Here is a 24,154-nt window from a genome sequence, read left to right on the forward strand (position 1 = left end):
GTTTGAAAATGAATCTTTAGCTTATTAACCAATACTTCAAACTCCAATTATACATAGATCATTTTAATGCAACCTAAAGTAGCTGTAGTAATATTAAACTGGAATGGTAAACGCTTCCTAGAGCAATTCCTTCCATCGGTAATACAATCCACCTATAATAATTTAGAAATTGTTGTTGGAGATAACGCTTCAAGTGATGACTCTGTTCAGTTTGTACAGTCAAATTATCAGCAAGTAACAATCCTTGAGAATGATCAAAACTATGGTTACGCAGGCGGTTATAATAAAATATTGAATCGTGTTAATGCAGATTATTTTGTTCTGCTAAACTCGGATGTTGAGGTTACTCCCAATTGGCTCGAACCGGTGATTGAATTGATGGAAAGCGATGATTTGATTGCTGTGGCTCAGCCTAAGTTAAAAGACCATAAACGTAAAGCCTATTTTGAATACGCCGGTGCCGCCGGTGGTTACCTTGATATATTTGGCTATCCATTTTGCCGGGGTCGAATATTTGATTCTATCGAGACAGATAATGGCCAATATGAAACCGTTGAAGAGATTTTTTGGGCCTCAGGAGCTGCCATGTTCATTAAAAAGAGCTATTTTGATTTAGCAGGTGGATTAGATGCTGACCTATTTGCCCATATGGAAGAAATAGACCTTTGCTGGCGCCTAAAGAATTTAGGCTATAAAGTTGTTTATTGTCCTTCTTCAGAAGTTTATCATGTGGGTGGCGGAACATTACAAGCCGAAAGTCCTTTTAAAACCTACCTTAATTTCCGGAACAACCTGGCCATTTTGTGTAAAAATCTGCCATCAAATAAGGTTTTTGGAGTTCTGTTTATTCGGTTTTGGCTCGATCTATTGGCATGGTTTAAATTTATTTCTGATGGGAAATTTAAGAATGCCTTTTCCATTAACAAAGCACATACGCAATTTCTACTTCATTTATCCACCTGGACAAAAAAGCGAATTCCTCCTAAAAAGCAAAAGCCCAATACAACCGGCCAATGGGGAAGCAGTATTGTATGGGCTTACTTTGCAAAAAAGAAAAAAATATTTTCTGAGCTTAATTAACTATTATACTGATCTAACAAGTATTTAATAACGTCTGTGGTGGTAACAATACCCATGAGCACTCCATGGTCAACTACCGGTAATGCATGATATTCTTCTTTTGCGAATATTTCTGCAAGATGTTTTATTGATGTGTCAGATGTAATGGTTCGAGGTTTCGATGTCATTACCTGAGGAATACTCAACAATTCCAAAATAGCTTCGTCTGAATCTTCCTGATTCTCGAACATTGCTCCAAATGTTAAGCGATTAATATCGGTCTTGCTGATTATTCCAGTTAGTTCCGTTCCGTTTTTTACAGGAATATGCCGGACATTATGCTTATTCAATAAACTCAATACCTGGCGCAAATCATCCTGTTCGTCAACTGTTATTACAGTTTTGGTCATTATTTGACTCACCAGTTCTAGTTGATCCATGATAACCTCCATTTATTATGGCACAAATGTTCGACTTATTCTGAAAATAATAAATGATTTTTATCAAGGTTTTCTAACTAATTTTTCATTTACTCACCTGATTAAAAAACAATTACAATTATTAATAAACAAAATCTATTAAATCATAAAAACTATTGATTTGATTGATATACCCATTAGCCTCACTTTTGCATCATCAAAAAGGAAAACATATTAAATTATTAAAAAATGCAAAACAGAATTTTATCAGTAGGTTCACAATTTCCGGAATTTAAAAAACAAGCAGTAGTTTCAATTGAAAAAGGCAGTGAGTTTTATGACATAACTTCGCATGATCATATCAATGCTAATCAATGGATGGTGATGTTTTGGTGGCCAAAAGATTTCACCTTTGTTTGTCCTACTGAAATTGCCGAATTCAATAATAAATTTCAGGATTTTAAAGATCGTGATGCTCAATTGATCGGTGCTTCTACCGACAGTGAATTTGTGCACTTGGCATGGAGAAAGAATCACGATGATTTACGCAACTTAAAATTCCCAATGCTGGCTGATACTTCAAAATCGTTGGCAGAAGAACTTGGAATTTTAGAAGCAGCAGAAAAAGTGGCTTATCGTGTTACTTACATTGTCGACCCACAAGGAATTATTCGTTGGGTAAGCTTAAATGATTTAAACGTAGGCCGTAACGTTGCTGAAGTATTGCGTGTATTGGACGCTTTGCAAACAGATGAACTTTGTCCTTGTAACTGGACTAAAGGCGAAGAAACTATTAAAGCATAGTTGTAGGTTTATTTTACCTTCCAAGAGCATGTTGAAAGTCAATTCAGCATGCTTCTTTCTCAAACTTCACTTCTCATTTTTAATTTCTATCATTTTTATGATCGCTATACAAAACGAAACTCTTGCTTCATTATTTGAGCAATTTAATATCAATCCGGATCAGGCTTCTGCTGAATTATTGAAACTTGCTGATGCCGACAGCCGTTATCTAAAAGACTTGAAAATTAACGTTCAAAACGCACTTAATTACTCAAATCTAACCAAAAAGGAAAGTTCATTATTAGCCCTTTCAGTAGCCTACAATGAAAAAAACACAGTATTGATCCCTGTTTTTGAACAAATGGCTACAGACAATGGAGCAACAGCTGAAGAAATTGCCGAAACCGTAGCAGCAGTTTCAATGATGAATGTAAACAATGTATTTTATCGTTTCCGTCATTATACAAACAAAGATTACTACAATCAAACTCCTGCTGGAATTAAAATGAGTGTGATGATGAATCCCGTTTTAGGCAAGGAATTTTTTGAATTGCTGAGTTTGGCTATTTCTGCAGTAAATGGCTGCGAAATGTGTGTGAATGCACACGAAGATTCGGTTCTTAAACATGGAAGCACTCAAGCACGTGTTTATGATGCAGTTCGATTATCTGCGGTGATAAAAGGCTTTTCTGCCATTATCTAATCAAAAAGCTTAGTCTATAAATATTAAAAACGCATTGTTGGTTGGATAGCAATGCGTTTTCTGTTTGTATAACGTTTTTGATAATCAGGCAATTCCATGCTGAATTAGTTCGGGGTCTATTTCATTAATATTTGCAATTTTCTGAACAGGTTCTTGAATAAAATGTGCCAAATCTTCTGGTTTCAAATAATTCCTCCATTCTGAATTCCATTCATCTAAGAGTGGGCAAAAGGCGGTTTTTCTGATCACATTAGAAGTTACATTCCTGGGTTTGTATTTAAAGTCGTATTTGTAGGCGTACTCAAAACATGAATAATGAATGTATTCATTGGTAACCACCCCTCTGGAGCGGTTCTTATTAATATCCCTGACCTTTTTCTGCATTAAATGATAAATCCCAGTAATGGAATTTCTCACTTTATAATCACCTTTAAATAATTGCTGCTCAATATAGCTTTCATTGAAAGACAAACCTGTTTGCTTCGCTTTTTCAATCATCCATTTCAAGGTGGTGTCACTCAGGCCAGATTCTTTATACCCCCCTCCTACATTGCTGTGAACCCCTGGAAACCAAACTTGTTCCATTTTCTGTGGATGTGTAGGATCATTGGTAACCGTTTTACTTTGTTCCCAGAGTGTTGGAGCAAAGGCTTTCCGTTTTTCATCAATTGCCAATGCATGATAAGCATACATTACTTTACTGCTTAATGTTACATCGTGGAACTCGAGTTTACGATTAAACCATTTGAACAAGTAAATGGGCACTCCAAGAGCTCCAACCGTATCCCAAATACCGATAAACTTTATAGGTGGTTCTTCAATGCAGAAATTGTTTTTAAAGAAAATTGCGTCAGGACTATCAGGGTCTTTCTTTTTGCTTTTTGACCGATAAATCTTGTAAGCTTCATCCACTTTATTAAAATATTCGGGCTTAAGTACTCCGCTATTCCTTACTAAACCAGCAAGACTGCGGGCGGTATAGGCGCCCCTGCTAAAGCCGAACAGGTAGATTTCATCCCCCATTTCGTAATTGCCGATTAAAAATTTGTAAGCTTCTTTTATGTTGCAATCAATCCCCTCTCCTGTGGCCCCTCCCATCAGCTTATTTATAAACCATCCGGAGGTTCCAACTCCCGATATATAATATTTTAATTGGGCGGTGCCGTTTTCATCATGTTGGGCAACTGATTCATAAACTTTTTGAACATTGGTTCTAACCGCCTCACCTTTATCTACTGTTCCGGGCTCATTCCATGTTCCATCACAGCAAATGACAATCCGTTTCATAGTAAATTTTATTAATTAAATACCTAAATATCAGTATTTTAAATAATAAAAAACAACGTATGAATACGTAAAATCAATCTTTAAACTTGAAAATCGATGTTTTTGGAAATTGTTCTCCTATTTCAGGAAACTTTCTAAGGCAAGTCGATAGCCATCTATTCCAAAACCTACAATAATTCCTTTGCAGTTTTTAGATAAATACGAATGATGACGAAACTCTTCACGGGCATGAACATTAGAAATATGAACTTCAATTACCGGTGTTTTAATACCAGCAATGGCATCAGCAATGGCTATAGAAGTATGGGTGTAAGCACCTGCATTTAGTATGATGCCGTCATAGTTAAAGCCCGTTTCGTGAAGTTTATTGATCAACTCCCCTTCTATGTTACTTTGAAAATATTCAAGATCAATAATGGCGTATTTTGATTTCAGCTCCTCAAAATATTGCTCAAACGTTTGACTTCCGTAAATCTCAGGTTCACGTTTTCCTAGTAAATTTAAGTTTGGGCCGTTAATGATCAAGATTTTCATGAATAGTGCAGAGTAAGAATAATGAATATATGGCAATAATAGTTTTTGAAGCTCAATATTACAAAACTACAATTAATATATTTGCCTCAAATAGCTTATCGAAAGCTGAAATATTATTGGTAAATGCTCTGGAATTCTTACATAAAAGCTTATAAATCATTCCTGATGCTGGAGAAGTCACTTTCTCCAAACTCGGTTGGGGCCTATATTAATGATGTAAGTAAACTGGTTCAATTCCTTGAGTATAAGAATCTAAGTCTGGCTCCAAATGCTATAAAAATTGGTCATTTAAAAGAATTCATCACCTGGATCAACGAACTGGGTATGGAAGCCAGTACACAAGCAAGGGTTTTATCAGGCTTACGATCGTTTTTTCAGTACTTGGTTTTAGAGGATGTAATTAAAGATGATCCGACCTCACTGCTTGAAAACCCTAAAATTGCCCGTAAGCTTCCGGATACTTTAAGTGTTCATGAAATCAACAAACTTATAGAAGCGATTGATCTGTCGAGGCCCGAAGGCATTAGGAATAAAGCCATGCTCGAAACTATGTACGGAAGCGGCTTACGTGTTTCTGAACTGGTGAATCTTCAATTATCGTCTCTATATCTTAACATCGAGTTTCTGAAAGTTATCGGTAAAGGCAATAAAGAGCGACTGGTTCCAATGAGCGCTTCTTCAATTAAACATTTAACTATTTACAAAGAAACCATTAGAAATCAACAAAGTATAAAACCTGGAAATGAGGATATTATCTTCCTGAACCGTCGAGGAGCGAAGATGAGCCGGGTGATGGTGTTTTTGATCATTAAAGAACTGGCTGAAAAAGCAGGTATTCATAAATCCATTAGTCCACACACACTCAGACACTCTTTTGCAACACATTTGGTTGAAGGCGGCGCTGATTTACGTGCTGTACAGGAAATGTTGGGTCATGAATCAATTACCACCACCGAAATTTACACTCATTTAGACAGGGAGTTTCTACGCCAAATCATCATTGATTTTCATCCCAGAGCGTAGAATAGTTCATAGTTATTAGCCCATAGGCTATATCTAAAATCCAAGTCTGAATTTATAGATTTTTATCGATCCAATATTCCAAAATTGATTTAATGGGCGGAAAGTAGCCACCTACTATAAAAACGGTTTTACCTTCTGGAGAAATAATCAGGTTGGTTGGGAAAGTGCCTATTTCCAGATCTTCCAATTGCTGTTCCATTCCTGCAACGTGCTGATAATTGAACGATCGTTTGGCAAGAAAGTCTTCCACGGTTTCTTTTTTATCTGTGGAGATAGCCAGAAAAACTACATTATCATTTTGCTTGTATTTTTCATACAACTCATTTAGTTCCGGAATCTCTTTTAAACAAGGCGCACAGGTTGTAAACCAGAAATTCACCACAATCACCTTCCCTTTCAGCTGCTCAAAACTTAAGCTTTTACCATCAATGGTTGTGAATTTAATATTCGGAACTGGCTCCCCTTTTTTAAAAAATTTGTTCGGAGTGATCAGTGAGTTTAATGCAGCTTCTTTTTCAGCAGAAGTGGTTTTCAACAAGCGTATTTCAGAAAAGTTGCCAGCTTCATTCTTAATGTTTTCCATTTTGTAATCGCCGGTAAGCAACAAGTAGCTCATTTCATCATACGAAATAGGCTTATTATCCGCACTCTTAATAAGTATTTCGGTCTTTTTAGGTTGTTGTGCACAACTTAAAAGAGGTATTAAACAAATCAACAGCAACAATTTCTTCATCACCTGTAAAATTATATTTTCTTGTCCGTTATCATATTTAATTTGCAACGCTCATTATCCAATAAACCCATTTGTTCGTACAGATTTTCCCTGTTTTTCACATTATCAAATTCATCTGCATAACGTTTTGTAATTTCTTTACGTTTTATTGCTTCAATACATCTACGAACCTGATTGCGATCTTCCAAAATCAAGCCGGGTACATGTTTAGGTTTGTTGGTTTGTTCATCTTTAGCTACCATTGTAAAATAAGAAGTATTTGTATGTCGTATTTGACGGGTTTTTACGTTTTCACTCTCCACACGTATTCCAACAACTAACGAGGTTTTACCAACATAATTTACCGAGGCATGCAGTGAAACCAGGTCTCCTACTTCAACTGGAGCTAAAAAATTCACCTCATCAACAGAAACTGTAACACAATAGGTTCCAGCATGACGTGAAGCACAAGCATAAGCAACTTTATCCATTAACGAAAGCAAAATCCCTCCATGTATTTTGCCGCCAAAATTGGCATATGAAGGGATCATCAATTCGGTTATAGTGGTTTGAGAATATTTTACCGGATAAAAAGTTTCGTGGTTTTCTGTGGCTGAGTTCATTTTTAAGCAGTATGTATTGTTAATTAGCGTTATTTTGAAAGCAAAATATCAAAATGGCAATAATAAGAATTATTCTGTATTAAGGTTTACGATAAAACACCTTTCACCATTCGATCTTTATCATACAGATCCTTTCTAATCTCTATCTGAACGAATCCGGCCTTTTCCATTTCCAGCTTTGTTTCTGCACCGTAGGCTTCATTGATCTCGAAATAAAGTAATCCGCCACTTTTAAGCGTCTTGGCCGCGAATTGGGCTATGGTTCGATAAAACAATAAAGGATCACCATCCTCAACAAACAGTGCTAAATGTGGCTCAAAGTCGAGTACATTCTTATGCATTTTCTCTTTTTCAAGATGACGAACGTAAGGAGGATTGCTCACAATAACATCAAACTCCCGGTGTGGATTTGTTTCAGATTTTAAAATATCCTGCTGATAAAAATGCACTTCAGCCTTATTTAAAACCGCATTTTGCATAGCCATTTTTAAGGCATCATATGAAATATCCAATCCTGAGACCTTAGCATTGGGCAAATGCTTTTTAAGTGCAACGGGAATACAACCACTTCCAGTACATATATCCAAAAGCTGTATATTGTGGTTGGAGTTACGCTTTTGATCAGCTAATATCCAATGCACCAACTCTTCAGTTTCTGGCCGTGGAATGAGCACATCTTGGTTTACCTTGATCTTATAACCATAAAATTCAGTTTCTCCTAAAACATACTGTACAGGCTTGCCAGTTAGCAGCTCTTCCAACACCATCTCAACTGAAGTAATTTGTTTTACAGTCAACTCTCTTAAGCCATTCATTGAGAGTTGCGTTTTACTAAAACTAAGAATGTGCATTAAGGTTAGCTGTGCAATACTGCGAGCTTCTAGAGGATCATAAATAACTGAAAGCTTGTCGGTAAGGTGGCTTTCCAGTTCTTTTACATTTGGCATAAAGGCAAAGTTAACATTCCATAAGTGATAATTAAGTTGTAAAACCTTGTAGGGTTCCTATTTTTGTATTCTTCATGAATGAACATCAGCTTTATATAAAACGTTGTATTGAGTTAGCCCTGAATGGTTTAGGCTCAGTTAGTCCAAACCCGATGGTTGGGGCAGTAATTGTTTGCGATGGAAAAATTATTGGCGAGGGTTACCATAAAAAGTACGGGCAGGCGCATGCCGAAGTAAATGCTATTAACGCTGTATTAAGCAAGTATGACAATGCCGACGAATTGTTAAAACGTTCTACAATTTATGTTAGTCTTGAACCATGCGCTCATCATGGCAAAACACCTCCATGCGCCGATTTAATTATTAAACATTCTATTTCAAAAGTAGTTGTTGGCTGTGTCGATCCGTTTGCTCAGGTTAGTGGAAGAGGAATTGAACGGTTAAAAAATGCAGGAATTGAAGTTATTTCGGGAGTGCTGGAAAAGGACTGTTTGGCCCTAAATAAACGCTTCATTATACAGCAAACTCAAAAACGACCATACATCATCTTAAAATGGGCTCAAACCGCCAAAGGAAACTTTGCTCCTGCAAATGGAGCTGAATTTTGGATAAGCGGTAAACGATCAAAACAATTAGTACATAAGTGGCGTACCGAAGAAGATGCCATTCTAATTGGCTCAAGAACTGCTTTAATTGATAACCCACAACTAACTGCAAGAGAATGGGTTGGTAAAAATCCTGTTCGAGTAGTGGTTGACAGGGAGCTTAAATTACCTTCAACACTAAACATTTTTGATAAATCAGCTAAAACAATTGTTTATAACGAGTTGAAAATTGGGGTAACCGACAACATTCATTTTAACTCACTCGAGTTTAATGAGTACTTACCACAGTTCATGATGTACCAGCTATATCTCCAAGACATTCAGTCGGTTATAATTGAAGGAGGCGCTAACTTATTGAACCAGTTTATAGGATATGGCTTATGGGATGAAGCTCGAATTTTCACATCCAAAGCGATACAAAAATCTATTAATGAAGAAAACTGGATCAAAGCGCCTGTTATTAAGGGTAATTTAATTTCGACGGAAATGCTTGACGATGATGAATTAATGATTTTAGAAAAACCATATAGTGCAAAAAGTTCAAAATAAAACATACGCTTTTAATGCACCAATGATCAACCTCCTATCGCAATAATTAGAACGCTTTCATGCTTTTTGAAGACACTTATCAAACTATTTCACAACCCGCTGAAGGGATTTTCAGAGACCGGGGAAGTAAGTTTATTGCCTATGCATTCCCTGTACGATCGGAAGATGAAGTAAAAGAACATTTGCATAAATTAAAGAAAGACCACCCTACGGCTCGTCATCATTGCTATGCATGGCGATTTGGAATGGATAGAACAGTATTCCGAGTTAATGATGATGGAGAACCCTCGGGAACTGCCGGCAGGCCTATTTTGAATGTTTTGCTTTCGAAGGATGTTACCAATATTGTTGTTTTTGTTGTACGTTATTTTGGCGGTACTTTATTAGGTGTTCCGGGCTTAATAAACGCGTATAAAATGGCCACTATTGAGGCTTTGGATTCGGCGGAGATTATTCAGAAAACTGTTAATGACATATATCGAATTGATTTTGAATACCTTCAAATGAATGATGTAATGAAAGTGATGAAGGACACTTCGGTAGAAATGCTGAATCAGCAATTTGATAATTCTTGCAGCATCGAATTTGAATTAAAGAAATCAGAAGTAAACCGAATCATTGGCAAGCTAGAAGATATTGATGACGTTAAAATTCAGTACCTGAGAACAGTCTGATAAACGTGCATAATCGTAAATTTACCTTTCAATCAATGATTAAATGAAGATTTCAGAAACTGATTTAATACTAAACCCTGATGGCTCTGTTTACCATTTGAACTTGTTACCCCATGAAATTGCTGAGACCATTATAACTGTTGGAGATCAGGATCGTGTACTTGAGGTTTCAAAACATTTCGACAGAGTTGAAGTTAAAAAGCAAAAACGAGAGTTTATAACTCATACCGGAACCATTGGCAATAAACGCATTAGTGTTATTTCAACCGGAATTGGAACTGATAATATTGACATAGTTTTCAATGAGTTAGACGCATTAGTTAATGTAGATCTTGAATCAAGAAAAGAAAAAGAACATAAAACCTCATTAGAAATTATTCGCATTGGAACTTCTGGAAGCTTGCAAGAAGATGTGCCGATGGATAGTTTACTTTTCACCACATTCGGAATTGGGTTCGACACATTGATGAATTTTTATGAGTTTGAAAACTCAAATAACGAGTTAATGATTTTAGATGCGTTGAAAGAGCAATTACCAGCATTTAATCCTTACATATTTTCAGCCGACAGTTCCTTAAAAAGAAAACTTGCTGAAGGCATGATAACAGGAATGACCGTAACTTGCAGTGGATTTTATGCACCACAGGGTCGAACGATTCGTGTAAAAAACCAACATCCTGAATTTATTCATCAGCTTAAAAGCTTTTCATACAACGGCTCACGAATCACTAACCTAGAGATGGAAACTGCCGGTATTTTAGGCATGGCACATGTTCTGGGTCATAAAGCCTGTTCGGTAAATGCAATCCTGGCAAGCCGTTTGGATCAAAAGTTCAGCGCTAACCCCGCTGCTATTGTTGAAAAAGCAATTAAACTGGTTTTAGAACGAATTAATTGATAAAAGCTAGAATATACGATGTGTAAGAGATGAAAAAGCTTATCGCAAACTATTGCACATCAAACCAATTAATATTTAAATATGAAAGCATTAATATTAAACGGACTCAAAGAGCCATTGACAATAAGTGAAGTTGAAAAGCCTGTTTTAAAAGAAGACGAAGTTCTGGTAAGAATAAAAGCAGCAGCATTCAATCACCGTGACAAATGGATTCAGGAGGGTTTGTATGCAGGAATTAAATATCCGATAATATTAGGATCGGATGGTGCAGGAATTGTAGCTGAGCTTGGATCGAACGTTGATAAAACCTGGTTGAATCAAGAAGTGATTATTAATCCATCATTCAACTGGGGCGATAATGCAAAAGCACAATCAAAAGAATTTAAGATTTTAGGATTACCCCACAATGGGACACTATGCGAATTTGCCCTTTGCAAAGCGGAATATCTGTATAAAAAACCGGCTCATTTAAACTTTGAAGAATCAGCAGCTATTCCATTGGCAGGCTTAACCGCTTTTAGGGCCTTATTTACGCGCGCAGCAACTCAGCCCAGGGAGAAAGTATTGATCAACGGAATTGGTGGCGGAGTTGCCTTATTTGCCTTACAGTATGCAGTTGCAGAAGGCTGTGAAGTTTATGTAACTTCCGGATCGGATGAAAAAATTGAAAAAGCGAAATTTTTAGGCGCCTACGGTGGGGTAAATTATAAAACAAGTACCTGGGTTGATGATTTGAAACTAATAGCCGGTGGATTTGATGTTATTGTTGATAGTGCTGCTGGTGAGGGCTTCAAAAACCTGGTGGAATTAGCCAATCCAGGTGGACGAATTGTGTTTTACGGAGCAACTACTGGCACGATTAAAGAGTTGGATCCTCGTCGGATTTTTTGGAAACAGCTAAGCATTTTAGGTTCGACAATGGGAACTCAAAAGGACTTTCAGCAAATGTTAAACTTTATAGAACAACATAAATTATTGCCAGTTGTAGATAAAGTCTTTGATTTAACCGAAGCCAATGAAGCTTTAGACAGAATGCGAAAAGCTGAACAGTTCGGAAAAATAGTTATTAAAATTGACTAAAAATCTTTAAAAGACTATCCCGAAGTTAATGAGCGTAATCTTTAACTTCGGGATAGTCTTTGCTGAATATGCCTGATTTTACCGCTATCGACACTGATAAAATATTCAATTTTTGAAAGTCTGAAAGAGTATGACCTGATACTCGCCGGCACTATTCCCATCAATACTTCAATTGAACAAATGATTCAAATATTCTTTGACATATTATTGATTTTAAGTACTTTATAAATAGTATCAATATTTAATTTGGTGGCTTAAAAGATTCAAAATTGGTCAAAAAAACAGTTAGAATCCCCCTCTACTGTTTAGCATTCTCCTGAAACTCAATGCACTTTAATTTTCTACTCAATAGAACCGATTGATGATAAGTTAAAAGTTTAAGCCGAACCTAAGTACAGGACCAAAAGTGTCTACATTGTATAAAAACCGATCACTTCCTTCACCATTTTTATAATCAGAACTTATAATTCTGTAACCAGCCGAAAGCACTATGGTTTTTGACATCTGGTAGCTAAAATAGGTTTGCATTTGCCACATAAAATCCGATCCGATTCCAAATCCACCAATATTGCCCCTGGCTTGTAATTGCCATTTGGTAGATAAGGGAATTTTCACTCTTGCCACAATGGTAGGATCAACCCATGTTTGATTGAGGTTTCTTGAAGTCGCCCCTCCTTGGCTTAAATCAAGATCAGCATCTGCTTTTATATTATTTACAAAAGCTGACACACCAGCATCTAACCAGGGTAAAAACCGATGTAAAACAGCAAGCTCCCATGCCAACTGTTGAATAGTAACTTCTCCTGAATTAATTAGCTGCCGAGGGGTTACATCTTCTCCAAGTTTCATATAGAGCAGGTCGGAACTGATGGACCATTTATCATTGCTGGCTTCGGCATAAAGCATTGCCCCTATTTTGAGATGACTAAAAATATCTCCGGGATTTTCATCAATTGAAGCATCAGGTAATTCTCCCAATCCCACGGTACCATGCATATTTGGAAACATTATATAGGGTTCAATTAAAAAATGCCATTTACCCTCTGTTGTGTTCTGCGCTTTTACACTAAAACTTACTAACTGAAAAATACATACAAGCAAAATGAACATACTCGTTTTTGCTGTACTGCTTTGAGTAATAAAATGTGTTTTCATATAGCGATTATTAGATTCTAAACACCTGGCGAGTTTTTAAACCATTTAGGTACATTCCACAATTTACTGATTTACAATTCCTTAATAAACATATTAATGGGTTTATTTATCCAATGACCAAGACCAAAGCTCTTTTCGAGCTGTTCCAAAGTCTCCAAGTTGATAAATAGCAACCGCTGATGGGCTAAACGAAAAAGAGGCATATTCCTCCTTTTCCAGATTAGTAAGAAATTCCATAGAAGCCACGCCAACAGTTAAATGTGGCGAATATTTATCTCCTGAATGCAGGGGAACAAATTCATCTACATACTTAATAATTCTTGTACCAACGGCCGTTCCATCATCATTTGCAATAAATGCTTTATTTCCTCCTCCTTTTATAATAAATGGCTCCAGACTAGTTACCAGTTTCTGTTCAAACAGGCTCAAAGCCAAATTATCATCAATTTCTAAAACAGTAACACCCACATCATCCCATTTACTTGATTTAAACCCTTTCACCTTTAATTTCAGATTAAAAACATTAGCACTTTTAACCTCATTAGAAACCACTTCTATTACTTTATTCAAATCATTTGCCGTGATATATAACTGAATTAGGGTTATATGAGGAACATGGCTCCTATCCAATGGAAACCCTTTGGGGTAATCCTTTAACAACCTAGCATTGGTTTGCACTGCCAAATCAAAAAGCTTTTTATCCGGCTTGAGTAATACATTAATGGCTATAATAGATGAATCCATAGTCAACATTTTCCTAATCGTTTGATTAACCAGTTGAGTATTCATTGCACTCATTTCAATGCTTGCTTTTGAAGGTTGCAACCAAGCTGTAAAGACCAACATTGTAAAAACAAGATAAAGCGATCTCTTCATGAGCAAAATTCTAAGTGAATAACTATATACTGTCTGGCTTACTCGAATGAAAAGATTTTCTTCCAGTCATTCTTCATGCTCACAATTACCCAACCCCTTTTCGGGCCTTCATCAAGCCCTTTGCTAAGTGTTCCAATTTTTGATTGGCGATCATATGCAAACTCACGTTCTGCATCATCATGATGAACAATCAGGCCAAAACGTTTTCCGACTGCAGATGTCGTATATTCAAGCATCTGGAAATCGCCATCAGAGTTTCCAAAAGCAGCAATGGGGATTCTGCCTATATGATCGTGAATGCCAACCGGTTTTCCTTCTTTATCATCCAATAAAGCAATTGTCTGAGTACGGATTAACACAGGTTTTCCATCAACTAACTGATACTTTAATTTAAAGCTTGTGCCAACTACTTGCTCAGGTGGTATTCCGTAAACCCTTTCGGCCCAAACCCGCATAAAATCGATGTTGCCACCGGAAACAATAAATGTTTTGAATCCATTCGCTCGCAAATAGTTTAAAAGTTCCAGCATCGGCTGAAAAACACATTCTGTATATAATTTTTTAAACCTTGGATGTCGCGCCGTGTCTGACCAGGCTTTCACTGAGGCACTAAATTCATCAGTAGTCATGCCTGTATGAGTGGCCACTAAAATTGCTAATAATGATTTTTCACCTCCAGCCAATGCACCTTTAAGGTTTCCTGCTAAAATAGATTTAAAGGGTTCATTTGCCTTCCATTCAGGGTGTTTAGGCGCCATCACTTTTATCTGATCGATCGCAAATAGAAACTGAAAATACAAGGGTTGTTCGCTCCAAAGTGTTCCGTCGTTATCAAATGTAGCGATACGCTCAGGGACAGATACAAAATCAGTTGAACCTTCTGTTGTCACGTTTTTTACAAAGTTAATGATGGCTTGTTTCGATTGACCTTCATTCCATGATGGTAATGGATCTTGTGCTAATAACTGTAATGGAAGAATTAGCAAAAGTATCCATTGCAGTTTTAATAAGATTTTCATTGGAGCTTGGATTAAAAAGGACTGTTAAAATATTTCAACAGTCCTTAGGTTATTTTTTATGATTTCAACAGAAGTTATTTTAATCTGATAATAATTAATTACTAGTAGGTTTCTCCGTCATTTTACGCATTACTTCATCGAGGTTAAAGCTGGCAGGTTTTTGCCGTGGTGGAAATTCTTTGAAAGTTGCCAGCCATTTTCCCACATAGCCCAGTGCTCCATAGGTGTAGTAAATATGATGAAGTTGCCAGTCCGCATATTCAAATGAGTAGGGGCCACGCTCGAACGGATCGGCTAACAAATCATATACCTGGGGCACCCTGAGCTTTGTGTATTCCAACTTCCAAATATCCATACCCTCATGATATTGTTCAATGAACGAAACTTTCCATCTGCCATAACGAAGAGCAAAAAGGTCCCCGTCATCGCTCCAATAAACAAATTCTTTACGCGGATCTTCCTTTACCTCTCCTTTGAGGAAAGGCAACATGTTATAGCCATCCAAATGCACTTTGTATGTTTTGCCATTAGCTGTATAACCCGAGCGGCATTTCTTTACAATACTCGTATCGCCTGCAGCAGCGCAAAATGTGGGAATAAAATCTTCGTGGGAAAATATATCGTTGGAGATCGTTCCCGGTTTGGTTACCCCTGGCCAGCGTATCAATGTAGGAACCCGGTAGCCACCTTCCCAGTTGGTAGCTTTTTCACCTCTGAAAGGAGTACTTCCCCCATCGGGCCAGGTCATCATTTCAGCTCCGTTATCGGTAGTGAATACAACAATTGTATTATCGGCAATACCGAGGTCGTCTAATTTCTTTAACAGCTTACCAACATTATCATCCAGCTCTGTCATCGCGTCCGCTTCAAGGCCTAAACCTGTTTTTCCATTATACTCAGGGCTGAGATGGGTATTGATATGGCACCTCGTTGAATTGTAATAGCAGAAGAACGGTTTTCCAGCTTTGGTTTGCTTATCCATAAAATCAATGGCCGCAGCAGTAAATTCCCCATCAACCGTTTGCATGCGTTTTATGGTCAATGGGCCAGTATCTTCAATTCTTTGTTTCCCGATGGGACCAAATTTACCTTGAACCGTAGGATCATTTGTTGTTGTAGCATAGCAATGCAGTACGCCACGGGGGCCAAATAGTTCTTTGTATTTTGGATCTTTAGGATAATCAGGATCTTCAGGCTCTTCCTCTGCATTTAGATGATAGAGGTTGCCGAAAAATTCGTCGAAGCCATGAGCCGTTGGCAGGAATTTATTCAGATCGCCCAAATGATTTTTACCAAACTGGCCGGTAGAATAACCCAATGCTTTTAAAAAATCAGCGATGGATGGATCTTCGGGACTAAGCCCGGCATCTGCACCCGGCATACCCACTTTAGTGAGGCCGGTTCGGATGGGTGACTGTCCGGTAATGAAAGCAGCACGGCCCGCTGTACAACTTTGTTGGGCATACCAGGTCATAAACATGGTGCCTTCTGTAGCAATACGATCAATATTTGGCGTCTTATAACCCATCATGCCCCGGTTATAACAACTGGCATTGAACCAGCCGATATCATCACCCATAATGACGAGAATGTTGGGTTTCTTTTGTGCATGTAACGAAGTAGAAATGAGCAAAAATGCTCCAATAACCAGTGAAGTACGTAGTAACTTCTCGAGGGATGTAGAGAAACGTGTTTTAGAGTTCATGTTAAATCATCTATATTAAACCATATTGAGAAATGACTAAATAAGAATTAACAAGCGCTTAAACGGATTGATCGGAAAAAAGGAGAACCCTTTGTAACTATTGAAAGAATAAGAGCGCGTGAAAAGCAATGTTTCAACTATTAATTTACAATTTTAATTTTCACAAATTACAATGTTGCGAAGAATATCATGAGGTAATGACAGTACTTTAAAGCCCAGGTAAGAAACTAATCAATACAACCTAACTAATTGTTACTCAACAACTCAATCCTTACGTTTAAAAATTGTTTAAAAAAAGTATGGAAATAATGTTCATTATTCATCTGTAATATGCTTTCTTAGTTATTTTAGCAGTATTTAAAGATTATCTATGAATAAGTTATTTACTTTTTGTTGTTGTTTGCTATTTTTTGTAAAGATCTCCTACTCTCAAAATTCCCGTCCAGAAATTTTTCCTGTTAATTCGAGGGAAGTGATTGAAGAAGGCATCAAACTTTTCGATGAAGACAAATTTGACGAAGCATTAAGCAAACTCAAACAGGTTTCAAAAAGCGACACCAATTATGTTTGGTCGCTTTACGAAAGGGCTTTGACCCACAATGCAAAAGAACAATATGACCAAACGATCAAACTTTGTGAGGAGGGTATTAGTTACCACACCTATAACGATTTGAGTTTTTATTGTTTAATGGGAACCGCCTATGACTATTTAAATCAAACGGATAAGGCTCTTACCACCTTTGACAAAGCAATTGCTAAATTCCCACAATCGTACCGAGGGTATTTCGAAAAAGCGGGTACCTACAAGCGAATACGTAATTATGTTGAAGCAGTGAAATTATATGAAAAATCAATTTCACTCAACTTCATGCATTTTGCCAGCCATTATAATTTAGGACTTATATATGCAGCCAATGGCTATACTACCCAGGCAGCCTTGTGTTATCAAACGGCCATTTTAATGGACTCGCAGAGTAAACGTTCGTTCACAGCACTACTGGAGCTCGAAAAAGTGTTAACTGTTCATAACACTACTCCTATTGATTCGATCAAAGAATTAAAAATAGACCGCTCCCCTTTCGAAGAAATTGAACTACTGTTGCAGTCGAATGCGGCCTTGCAAAAATCATATGTGATTAAAACCGATATCGATTACAAATGCTTGCGACAAATTCAGGTAATCCTCGAAAAACTAGGAGAAACAGAGGGAAAAGGCTTCATATTCGATTATTACGTTCCTTTTTATACCGAATTATGGAAGAAAAATTATTTTCAACCGTTTTCTTATTACATGGCGGCATCGATTGATAAAAAAGCCGGTGCTAATATAAACAAGCCTGACGGCAAGGTTAAAGACTTTTTCCAATGGGCTGTTGATCGATCTAAAGAACTAAGAGACTTACATTTCAGTAAAGAAGGAAAAAAAGTTTCAACCGAATATTATAAAACCGGAGCATTGGCATCGGTGACAGAAACTAAAGACTCCAAAGCAACAGGCCCTTATGTATCTTATTATTCTAACGGACATATTGAGACAAAAGGAAACTTCAATGAAAATGAACAAAAAGTAGGTGAATGGATTTATTACGATGAAGATGGTAATGTTACCAAAACAGAAAATCATACTGATTCAAAAACATACACCTATAAAAGATTTCATAATAATGGTGTGATTGAAGAAGAAGGAGCTATTGAGGACGACAATTTTAAAGGTATCGTTAAAAACTACTCGAGAAGTGGCGCATTAAACAGGGAGCTTACTGCGGTTCAAAACAAAATAGAAGGCAAGCTTACCAATTATTATGATTTCGGAGGTAAAAGAAGCGAGATAAACTTTTCGAATGGTGCTCGCGAAGGTATTTATACAAATTATCATATAAATGGAGCTGTTTTAGGAACGGGAACTTATAAAGTAGGTAAAGAAACTGGCCCTTATAAAGAATACTATATCTCTGGAAAAATTAAAACAGAAGGAGTAATAGAGGATGATCAATCTGTTGGAGAATGGAAATGGTATTACGAAAACGGAAATCTCCAAAAAACAGGATCATATAAAGACGGCAAAGAAAATGGTTTGTGGATTTTCTATGATGAAGATGGCAAAAAAAATAATGAAACTAGTTTTGCAGACGGATTATATGATGGACTTACCTCGGAGTTTAAAAACGATAAGGTTTACAACCAATATGTTTATAAAAATAACAAGCTGAAATCTTATACTTCAATTCCTAAAAATTATACGGTAACTAATTCTGACAAAGGACCGTTTATTATTTACAATGAAAATGGAATAAGAATTCGTGAAGGCAATGTAAAGGATGGAGGACAAGATGGTTTGTGGCATTTTTACGATGTTAATGGCATTTTACTAACCGACATTAACTTTTCTAAAGGAAAAAAAGAAGGCAACTATAAATATTACCACCCTAACGGAAAAGTAAAAATTGAAGGAACCTACGTAAATGATAGTGAAAATGGAGTTTGCTCGTATTACTTCATAACCGGTACTTTAGAATCTACAGGCACGTATGTGGACGGCAATAAAGAAGGCGAATGGTTTGCGTATTATGAAAACGGTAAATTAAAAAGCAAAGAATACTATTCGAACGGAACGGCTACTGGCCTTACCGAAAACTATCGTACAGATGGAACACTAGACAATATTGTTGAAATTAAAGAAGGTTACCTGGATGACTTTTCCGCCTTTGATAGCAACAATAAAATGTATGAAAATATAAAATTGAAAGCTGGTAATGGCAAATTGGCTTTACACCATGTCAATGGAAAACCACTGTTGGATGTGGAGTATGTAAAAGGTAATAAACAAGGAAAATCTACTTCATACTATGCCAACGGTCAGGTTTCAAGAATAGAAAATTATACCTATCATACTTTACATGGTCCAACAATTGGTTACACACCTTATGGAAAAGTAAGTTTTAAAGCAAAATACACGTTTGGCAATAGGGATAGTGTTATTACTTATTACGATGATTTTACGGGGGTAAAAGAATCGACTTTCCCTTACAAAAATGGAAATTGTACTGGAGAATGTATTTGGTACAATCCGGATGGAAGTATTTCATCCACTTCTACCTATAAAAATGATGTGCGCGACGGATACTCCCTTTATTTTGACGAAATAGGAAAAAATATTAAGATACGCGTAAAATATAACCAGGGAACAATTGTTTCTTACAGCTACCTGAATAACAAAGGTGAGTTCGTCCCTGAAATTCCAATTGGCAAAGAAAAAACGGAAGTTAAAGCCTATTACAGTTCAGGCACCCCTTCTATGGTTGCTACTTATCAAAACGGATTGCGCCAAGGCAAACTGATTCATTACCATCCAAATGGAAAAGTCGAAGATGAAGAAGATTATATTGATGGAGAAAGAAACGGCGTAAAAAAGGTGTATTATGCTGATGGAACCCTACAGAAGCTGATAAACTACAAGTTCGACTATAAGAATGGTGAAGCCAAGTATTTTAATCAAAAAGGTGAATTGATAGGTGAAGAAATATGTGAAATGGGGCAGTTACATGGAGCCTGTAAAAAACTTGCCGAAGATGGAAAATCGATGAAAACCATAAAATTTGCCTACGGAGAGCCTGTACTATGAGAAAATTAATTTTGATGGCGTTATTACTAAACGCAGGATTATTGCGCGCTCAATCGAGGACAGATTTTGAAAATCTAAAAAGAAAATATCCCAGCGAAGATTTGATCGTATTAAATAAAAAAGAATATGTGTCGCTGGAGGTGGTTAAAGGAAAACTTGAAATCGAGGCCACTCATTATTATGAAGTAATGTTCATGAGTGATAAGGCGCCAAATCTTGCTGAAAACTCTGTTGGATATTCTGCTTACTTTCAGGATATCAACAACTTGGAAGCATACAGCCTTATTCCCGATGCAGCAGGTCAATACAAGAAGATTCAGGTAAAAAACATTAAGACCACTGATAACCGTAGTAGTTCCGTTTTCTTTGATGATCAAAAACAAAAGGAATTTATGTTTGAGGGTGTAAAAAAAGGAGCTATTGGTGTTTATTCGTACAAAGAGAAATTAAAAGATCCTCATTTATTTGGCAGCTTTATCTTCAAACAATACGTACCGATTCTAAATGCCGAATATTCAGTTTCATTTCCAAGCGAAATTGCACTTACTTATAAAACCTTTGGCGATCAGTCCCTTATTAATTTTACTGAAAAGAAAAGTCGCAACAGAACTCAATATTTTTGGAAAGGCAGTGACCTGCCAAAGATCCCTTATGAGTCGGATGCGCCAAGCTTACAATATTATGCACCACAAGTACTAACATTGATCAACTCTTACCAAAACTCCAATTTAAAAGTGGATGTTTTAAAAAATGTAGATCAGCTTTATAAATGGTATGTAAGCATGATTAAAGATGTAAATCAATCTCCTGGAACTGAGCTAAAATCGCTGGTTGATTCGTTAACGAAAGGAAAATCGGAGATCGATAAAATTAAAAGCATCTATTATTGGGTTCAGGACAATGTGAAATACATTGCGTTTGAAGATGGATTAGGAGGTTTTGTTCCCCGTGAAGCCAACGCTGTTGTAAGTAAGCGTTTTGGCGATTGCAAAGACATGGCCGGAACCATTACCACTATGCTAAACATTGCTGGTATTAAAGCCCACCCTACCTGGATTGGTACACGGGATATTCCGTTCAGATATGAGGAAAACCCTTCTCCGCGTACAGATAATCACATGATATCGGCGGTAAAGATCAATGACAAATGGCAATTTCTCGACGGAACAAATACATGGCTTGATTATGGAATTTCCGCAGAAGCAATACAAGGCAAAGAAGCACTTATAATGATTACTCCTGAACAATATGAAGTTGCACAGGTGCCTGTTGAAAATCGAAATGTGAATTATGAAAAAGATAGCATTAGCTTGAAGATTGATCAAAATCGTGTGATCGGAAAAGGTAAAATTGTCTTTGGCGGACTGTGGAAAACGGACATCCTCAACAATTATTCACGGGCAACCGACAAAGAACGTGAAAGCTATTTAAAGAGTCTTTGTACAAAGGGAAGTAATAAATGTAAACTGGATAATGTCAAGCCGGTCGATTTTAATAAAAGAGATATTCCGGCTTCAATAGATTATACCTACTCAATTGACGACTATGTTCGTAAGATTGATGATGAGATTATGATCAACCCTTGCTTAAACAAAAGGTTGATAAAAGCCAATATCGATATCGAAAACAAAAAACTGGATTATGAAGAGAATTATCATTTCATCACGCAGCAGGTACTTACTATCGAAACCCCAAAAGGCTATAAGCTTAACTATTTACCTAATAATGCATCTTATAAGAAAGACCTATTTGGTTTTACAATAACCTATACAGTGGTTGGTGAAACTATAAAAGTGGTAGTCGATATTAATGCTGATTACCTGTTATTAAAGCCGGAGAAATTTACGGAATGGAACGAAATGATATCGGCGTTGAACGAGTCATATAACGAATTAATCACCTTTAAGAAAATTTAGCACCTATGAAAAAAGTCATTTGGACTGTCATTGCAGTTTTATTTATTATCACGAAATCATATGCTCAAAAAATGGCATATGAGAAAGAAATAGGTACTATTTCAAATAAACTAAGTACAATAACCGCTACGGAAGCCAAGGAACCTGCAATCATTCTATCAGAAAAGGTAGTTATTGAATATGCTTTTGAAGATAAAAATTTGTACAAATTCTACTTCCGTAAGAGAAGAGTGCATTTGAATGAAAATACAGCCATTGAGCAGTTTAACCGCATTTACCTCCCCATTGAAGATGATAAACAAATTGTAACACTTAAAGCAGTTGCTATTGGCAAAAATGGGCAACTAAAAGAAGTGGGCAAAGAACATATCAAACAAATTGAAGAGGAAGGCCGTCAGTTTAGCATTTTGGCTATTGAAGGACTTGAAGAAGGTGGAGAACTTGAATATTACTATTGTATCAAACAAGATTTGCGTTTTTTCGGAACCGAAAATATTCAGGACGATACTTTTATTCGTAATTACCAATTAGCTATTATCAGTCCTAATCATTTAATATGGGAAGGTAACATTTATAACACCAACCAGCCTTTCCTCTCTACTACAGATACAGTGGCAAAAACAAGAACAATAAAAGTTGAACTTAAAAATGTAGAGCAGGCCTATTCAGAGAAATATTCAGCTTCTGATGCCAATTTAATTAGAGCAGAGTATAAAATTGCATATAATAAAGCCAAAAGTGAAGACCGTTTATTTACCTGGGCACAAGCGGGTAAACGCTTTTATGAGATCTATCATGACGGTGAGGAGGAGTCTCAAAGCACAATCGCGGCACTTGTAAAGGAACTGGGTCTTAAAGATAAATCCGAAGAAGAAGCCGTACGTATTATTGAGAATTATATAAAAACCAATATTGCTATTCAAAAGAATACTGACGCAGCACGTATTAAAGATGTTGTTGCTCGTAAATATGGCCACAAGGATAATATTTATCAGTTGTATCTTTTCTTGTTTGATTATTTAAATATCCCAAGTCAAATGGTATTATGTTCAAATCGATTTGAGAAAAGATTTGACAAAGACTTTGACACCTGGAATTTCTTGAATGAGGTTTTATTTTATCTGCCGGTTTCAAAAAAGTATGTGCATCCGGATAATATTGCCAGTCGTTTTGGTCCTGCACCAGATGAATTTAGCGGAACTGATGCTCTGTTTATCAAAACCTCAACATTAGGTGGACAAAAAACAGGAATTGCACTAACCAAGAAAATTGAAGAACTTCCACTTAACGGCAATAACGATGATATGTGGTTCAACGTAGATTTTTCGGAGAACCTTTCGCAAATCAAAGGCAGTTATAAACGTGTACTGGATGGTCAACCGGCAGCAGAAATTCGTCCTTTTTATTTCTTATCAAATGATGAAGACCGTAAAGCTTTATTAACCAATATTATTAAAGCTTATACCGTGAATGATGCCGAAATTAAAAACACGGTAATCGAAAACTTTAATATTAATTCTGATGAGATTAATAAACCGTTTACCATTTCAGCCGATATAACCAGTAAAAGTGTAATTGAAAAAGCGGGGAACAAAGTAATTTTAAAGGTAGGCGAACTTATTGGTCAGCAAGTGGAAATGTATAACGAAAAACCGCGTCAAAACCCAATTGAAATTCCTTTCCCTCACTCCTATCATCGTGTCATCACTATTAACATTCCTAAAGGATATACTATTAAAGGTCTTGATGCTTTGAAATTTAACATCCTATATAAAAACGAAGACAAAACAATGGGTTTTGTTTCGGGATATACACTTGAAAACAATGTATTGAAGATCGATATCAATGAATACTACACAAATATATTTTATCCAAAATCGGCCTACGCTGATTTTGCCAAGATTATTAACGCTTCAGCAGATTTCAATAAAATCTCTATAGTTCTGGAAAAAGGTATTTAATCTT

The 24,154-nt window shown here is 36.6% G+C and carries 21 protein-coding genes; 11 read left to right on the forward strand and 10 right to left on the reverse strand.

Annotation, left to right across the window (positions count from 1 at the left end):
• The first annotated feature begins 66 nt into the window (after positions 1–66).
• Positions 67–1,080 (forward strand): glycosyltransferase family 2 protein, encoded by a 1,014-nt coding sequence (locus NF867_RS16580; RefSeq protein ID WP_252589514.1) that lies wholly within the window; start codon positions 67–69, stop codon positions 1,078–1,080.
• Here the strand turns inward: NF867_RS16580 and NF867_RS16585 are convergent.
• Positions 1,077–1,499, reverse strand: a complete 423-nt coding sequence (locus tag NF867_RS16585; RefSeq protein WP_252589515.1) for a CBS domain-containing protein — start codon at positions 1,497–1,499, stop codon at positions 1,077–1,079. The two genes, NF867_RS16580 and NF867_RS16585, sit on opposite strands and share 4 nt — an antisense overlap.
• 228 nt (positions 1,500–1,727) lie before the next feature.
• Here NF867_RS16585 and NF867_RS16590 point away from each other — a divergent pair, with 228 nt between their 5' ends.
• Positions 1,728–2,282, forward strand: coding sequence for a peroxiredoxin (locus tag NF867_RS16590; protein WP_252589516.1), 555 nt, complete (start codon positions 1,728–1,730; stop codon positions 2,280–2,282).
• Between the two features lie 97 nt (positions 2,283–2,379).
• Positions 2,380–2,964 (forward strand): carboxymuconolactone decarboxylase family protein, encoded by a 585-nt coding sequence (locus tag NF867_RS16595; RefSeq protein ID WP_252589517.1) that lies wholly within the window; start codon positions 2,380–2,382, stop codon positions 2,962–2,964.
• Positions 2,965–3,048: 84 nt separating this feature from the next.
• Here NF867_RS16595 and NF867_RS16600 read toward each other — a convergent pair whose 3' ends face one another.
• Positions 3,049–4,251, reverse strand: a complete 1,203-nt coding sequence (locus tag NF867_RS16600; RefSeq protein WP_252589518.1) for a DUF2235 domain-containing protein — start codon at positions 4,249–4,251, stop codon at positions 3,049–3,051.
• 117 nt (positions 4,252–4,368) lie between these two features.
• Positions 4,369–4,785: a type II 3-dehydroquinate dehydratase gene (aroQ, locus tag NF867_RS16605; protein ID WP_252589519.1), complete on the reverse strand. Its 417-nt coding sequence runs from the start codon at positions 4,783–4,785 to the stop codon at positions 4,369–4,371.
• Between the two features lie 123 nt (positions 4,786–4,908).
• On the opposite strand from aroQ, the gene xerD reads away from it, so the two are divergent.
• The gene (xerD, locus tag NF867_RS16610; RefSeq protein WP_252589520.1) at positions 4,909–5,808 is read left to right on the forward strand and encodes a site-specific tyrosine recombinase XerD; all 900 of its coding nucleotides are present in this window, start codon (positions 4,909–4,911) and stop codon (positions 5,806–5,808) included.
• Positions 5,809–5,860: 52 nt separating this feature from the next.
• On the opposite strand, the gene NF867_RS16615 is transcribed toward xerD, so the two are convergent.
• The 3 genes from NF867_RS16615 to prmC form a co-directional block, all read right to left on the reverse strand.
• Positions 5,861–6,541 carry a TlpA family protein disulfide reductase gene (locus NF867_RS16615; protein WP_252589521.1) on the reverse strand — a complete coding sequence of 227 codons (681 nt, stop codon included), beginning with the start codon at positions 6,539–6,541 and terminating at the stop codon, positions 5,861–5,863.
• A gap of 11 nt (positions 6,542–6,552) precedes the next feature.
• The gene (locus NF867_RS16620; protein WP_252589522.1) at positions 6,553–7,143 is read right to left on the reverse strand and encodes an acyl-CoA thioesterase; all 591 of its coding nucleotides are present in this window, start codon (positions 7,141–7,143) and stop codon (positions 6,553–6,555) included.
• Positions 7,144–7,229: 86 nt separating this feature from the next.
• Entirely contained in the window at positions 7,230–8,090 is an 861-nt protein-coding gene (prmC, locus tag NF867_RS16625) for a peptide chain release factor N(5)-glutamine methyltransferase (protein ID WP_252589523.1), read from the reverse strand.
• Positions 8,091–8,164: 74 nt separating this feature from the next.
• On the opposite strand from prmC, the gene ribD reads away from it, so the two are divergent.
• The 4 genes from ribD (at position 8,165) to NF867_RS16645 (ending at position 11,896) form a co-directional block, all read left to right on the forward strand.
• Positions 8,165–9,244, forward strand: a complete 1,080-nt coding sequence (ribD, locus tag NF867_RS16630; RefSeq protein WP_252589524.1) for a bifunctional diaminohydroxyphosphoribosylaminopyrimidine deaminase/5-amino-6-(5-phosphoribosylamino)uracil reductase RibD — start codon at positions 8,165–8,167, stop codon at positions 9,242–9,244.
• A gap of 59 nt (positions 9,245–9,303) precedes the next feature.
• On the forward strand, positions 9,304–9,918 hold the full coding sequence (locus NF867_RS16635) for an IMPACT family protein (protein WP_252589525.1): 615 nt from the start codon (positions 9,304–9,306) through the stop codon (positions 9,916–9,918).
• A 43-nt stretch (positions 9,919–9,961) separates the two neighbouring features.
• Positions 9,962–10,816 (forward strand): nucleoside phosphorylase, encoded by an 855-nt coding sequence (locus NF867_RS16640; RefSeq protein WP_252589526.1) that lies wholly within the window; start codon positions 9,962–9,964, stop codon positions 10,814–10,816.
• 81 nt (positions 10,817–10,897) lie between these two features.
• Positions 10,898–11,896 (forward strand): zinc-binding dehydrogenase, encoded by a 999-nt coding sequence (locus NF867_RS16645; protein ID WP_252589527.1) that lies wholly within the window; start codon positions 10,898–10,900, stop codon positions 11,894–11,896.
• Between the two features lie 369 nt (positions 11,897–12,265).
• Here the strand turns inward: NF867_RS16645 and NF867_RS16650 are convergent, their stop codons facing one another.
• The 4 genes from NF867_RS16650 to NF867_RS16665 all read right to left on the reverse strand — a co-directional run bounded on the left by NF867_RS16650 (position 12,266) and on the right by NF867_RS16665 (position 16,651).
• Positions 12,266–13,051, reverse strand: coding sequence for a hypothetical protein (locus NF867_RS16650; RefSeq protein ID WP_252589528.1), 786 nt, complete (start codon positions 13,049–13,051; stop codon positions 12,266–12,268).
• Positions 13,052–13,153: 102 nt separating this feature from the next.
• Positions 13,154–13,927: a hypothetical protein gene (locus NF867_RS16655; RefSeq protein ID WP_252589529.1), complete on the reverse strand. Its 774-nt coding sequence runs from the start codon at positions 13,925–13,927 to the stop codon at positions 13,154–13,156.
• A gap of 38 nt (positions 13,928–13,965) precedes the next feature.
• On the reverse strand, positions 13,966–14,946 hold the full coding sequence (locus NF867_RS16660; protein WP_252589530.1) for an HAD family hydrolase: 981 nt from the start codon (positions 14,944–14,946) through the stop codon (positions 13,966–13,968).
• Positions 14,947–15,040: 94 nt separating this feature from the next.
• Positions 15,041–16,651 (reverse strand): arylsulfatase, encoded by a 1,611-nt coding sequence (locus tag NF867_RS16665; protein ID WP_252589531.1) that lies wholly within the window; start codon positions 16,649–16,651, stop codon positions 15,041–15,043.
• 370 nt (positions 16,652–17,021) lie between these two features.
• Between NF867_RS16665 and NF867_RS16670 the strand changes: the two genes are divergently transcribed.
• From NF867_RS16670 to NF867_RS16680, 3 genes are read left to right on the forward strand one after another with little or no spacing between them, the layout of a single operon-like run.
• On the forward strand, positions 17,022–20,273 hold the full coding sequence (locus NF867_RS16670; RefSeq protein WP_252589532.1) for a hypothetical protein: 3,252 nt from the start codon (positions 17,022–17,024) through the stop codon (positions 20,271–20,273).
• 14 nt (positions 20,274–20,287) lie between these two features.
• Complete coding sequence (locus NF867_RS16675) at positions 20,288–22,189, forward strand: DUF3857 domain-containing protein (RefSeq protein ID WP_252589533.1); 1,902 nt, start codon at positions 20,288–20,290, stop codon at positions 22,187–22,189.
• Positions 22,190–22,194: 5 nt separating this feature from the next.
• Entirely contained in the window at positions 22,195–24,150 is a 1,956-nt protein-coding gene (locus NF867_RS16680; protein WP_252589534.1) for a hypothetical protein, read from the forward strand.
• Positions 24,151–24,154: the final 4 nt, after the last annotated feature.

This window comes from Solitalea agri (genome assembly GCF_023914155.1).
Lineage (GTDB): Bacteria > Bacteroidota > Bacteroidia > Sphingobacteriales > Sphingobacteriaceae > Solitalea > Solitalea agri.

Coding starts and splice junctions, on each gene's coding strand:
- NF867_RS16580 (WP_252589514.1), top strand. CDS start 67: ATGCAACCTAAAGTAGCTGTAGTAATATTAAACTGGAATGGTAAACGC.
- NF867_RS16585 (WP_252589515.1), bottom strand. CDS start 1,499: ATGGATCAACTAGAACTGGTGAGTCAAATAATGACCAAAACTGTAATA.
- NF867_RS16590 (WP_252589516.1), top strand. CDS start 1,728: ATGCAAAACAGAATTTTATCAGTAGGTTCACAATTTCCGGAATTTAAA.
- NF867_RS16595 (WP_252589517.1), top strand. CDS start 2,380: ATGATCGCTATACAAAACGAAACTCTTGCTTCATTATTTGAGCAATTT.
- NF867_RS16600 (WP_252589518.1), bottom strand. CDS start 4,251: ATGAAACGGATTGTCATTTGCTGTGATGGAACATGGAATGAGCCCGGA.
- aroQ (WP_252589519.1), bottom strand. CDS start 4,785: ATGAAAATCTTGATCATTAACGGCCCAAACTTAAATTTACTAGGAAAA.
- xerD (WP_252589520.1), top strand. CDS start 4,909: ATGCTCTGGAATTCTTACATAAAAGCTTATAAATCATTCCTGATGCTG.
- NF867_RS16615 (WP_252589521.1), bottom strand. CDS start 6,541: ATGAAGAAATTGTTGCTGTTGATTTGTTTAATACCTCTTTTAAGTTGT.
- NF867_RS16620 (WP_252589522.1), bottom strand. CDS start 7,143: ATGAACTCAGCCACAGAAAACCACGAAACTTTTTATCCGGTAAAATAT.
- prmC (WP_252589523.1), bottom strand. CDS start 8,090: ATGCCAAATGTAAAAGAACTGGAAAGCCACCTTACCGACAAGCTTTCA.
- ribD (WP_252589524.1), top strand. CDS start 8,165: ATGAATGAACATCAGCTTTATATAAAACGTTGTATTGAGTTAGCCCTG.
- NF867_RS16635 (WP_252589525.1), top strand. CDS start 9,304: ATGCTTTTTGAAGACACTTATCAAACTATTTCACAACCCGCTGAAGGG.
- NF867_RS16640 (WP_252589526.1), top strand. CDS start 9,962: ATGAAGATTTCAGAAACTGATTTAATACTAAACCCTGATGGCTCTGTT.
- NF867_RS16645 (WP_252589527.1), top strand. CDS start 10,898: ATGAAAGCATTAATATTAAACGGACTCAAAGAGCCATTGACAATAAGT.
- NF867_RS16650 (WP_252589528.1), bottom strand. CDS start 13,051: ATGAAAACACATTTTATTACTCAAAGCAGTACAGCAAAAACGAGTATG.
- NF867_RS16655 (WP_252589529.1), bottom strand. CDS start 13,927: ATGAAGAGATCGCTTTATCTTGTTTTTACAATGTTGGTCTTTACAGCT.
- NF867_RS16660 (WP_252589530.1), bottom strand. CDS start 14,946: ATGAAAATCTTATTAAAACTGCAATGGATACTTTTGCTAATTCTTCCA.
- NF867_RS16665 (WP_252589531.1), bottom strand. CDS start 16,651: ATGAACTCTAAAACACGTTTCTCTACATCCCTCGAGAAGTTACTACGT.
- NF867_RS16670 (WP_252589532.1), top strand. CDS start 17,022: ATGAATAAGTTATTTACTTTTTGTTGTTGTTTGCTATTTTTTGTAAAG.
- NF867_RS16675 (WP_252589533.1), top strand. CDS start 20,288: ATGGCGTTATTACTAAACGCAGGATTATTGCGCGCTCAATCGAGGACA.
- NF867_RS16680 (WP_252589534.1), top strand. CDS start 22,195: ATGAAAAAAGTCATTTGGACTGTCATTGCAGTTTTATTTATTATCACG.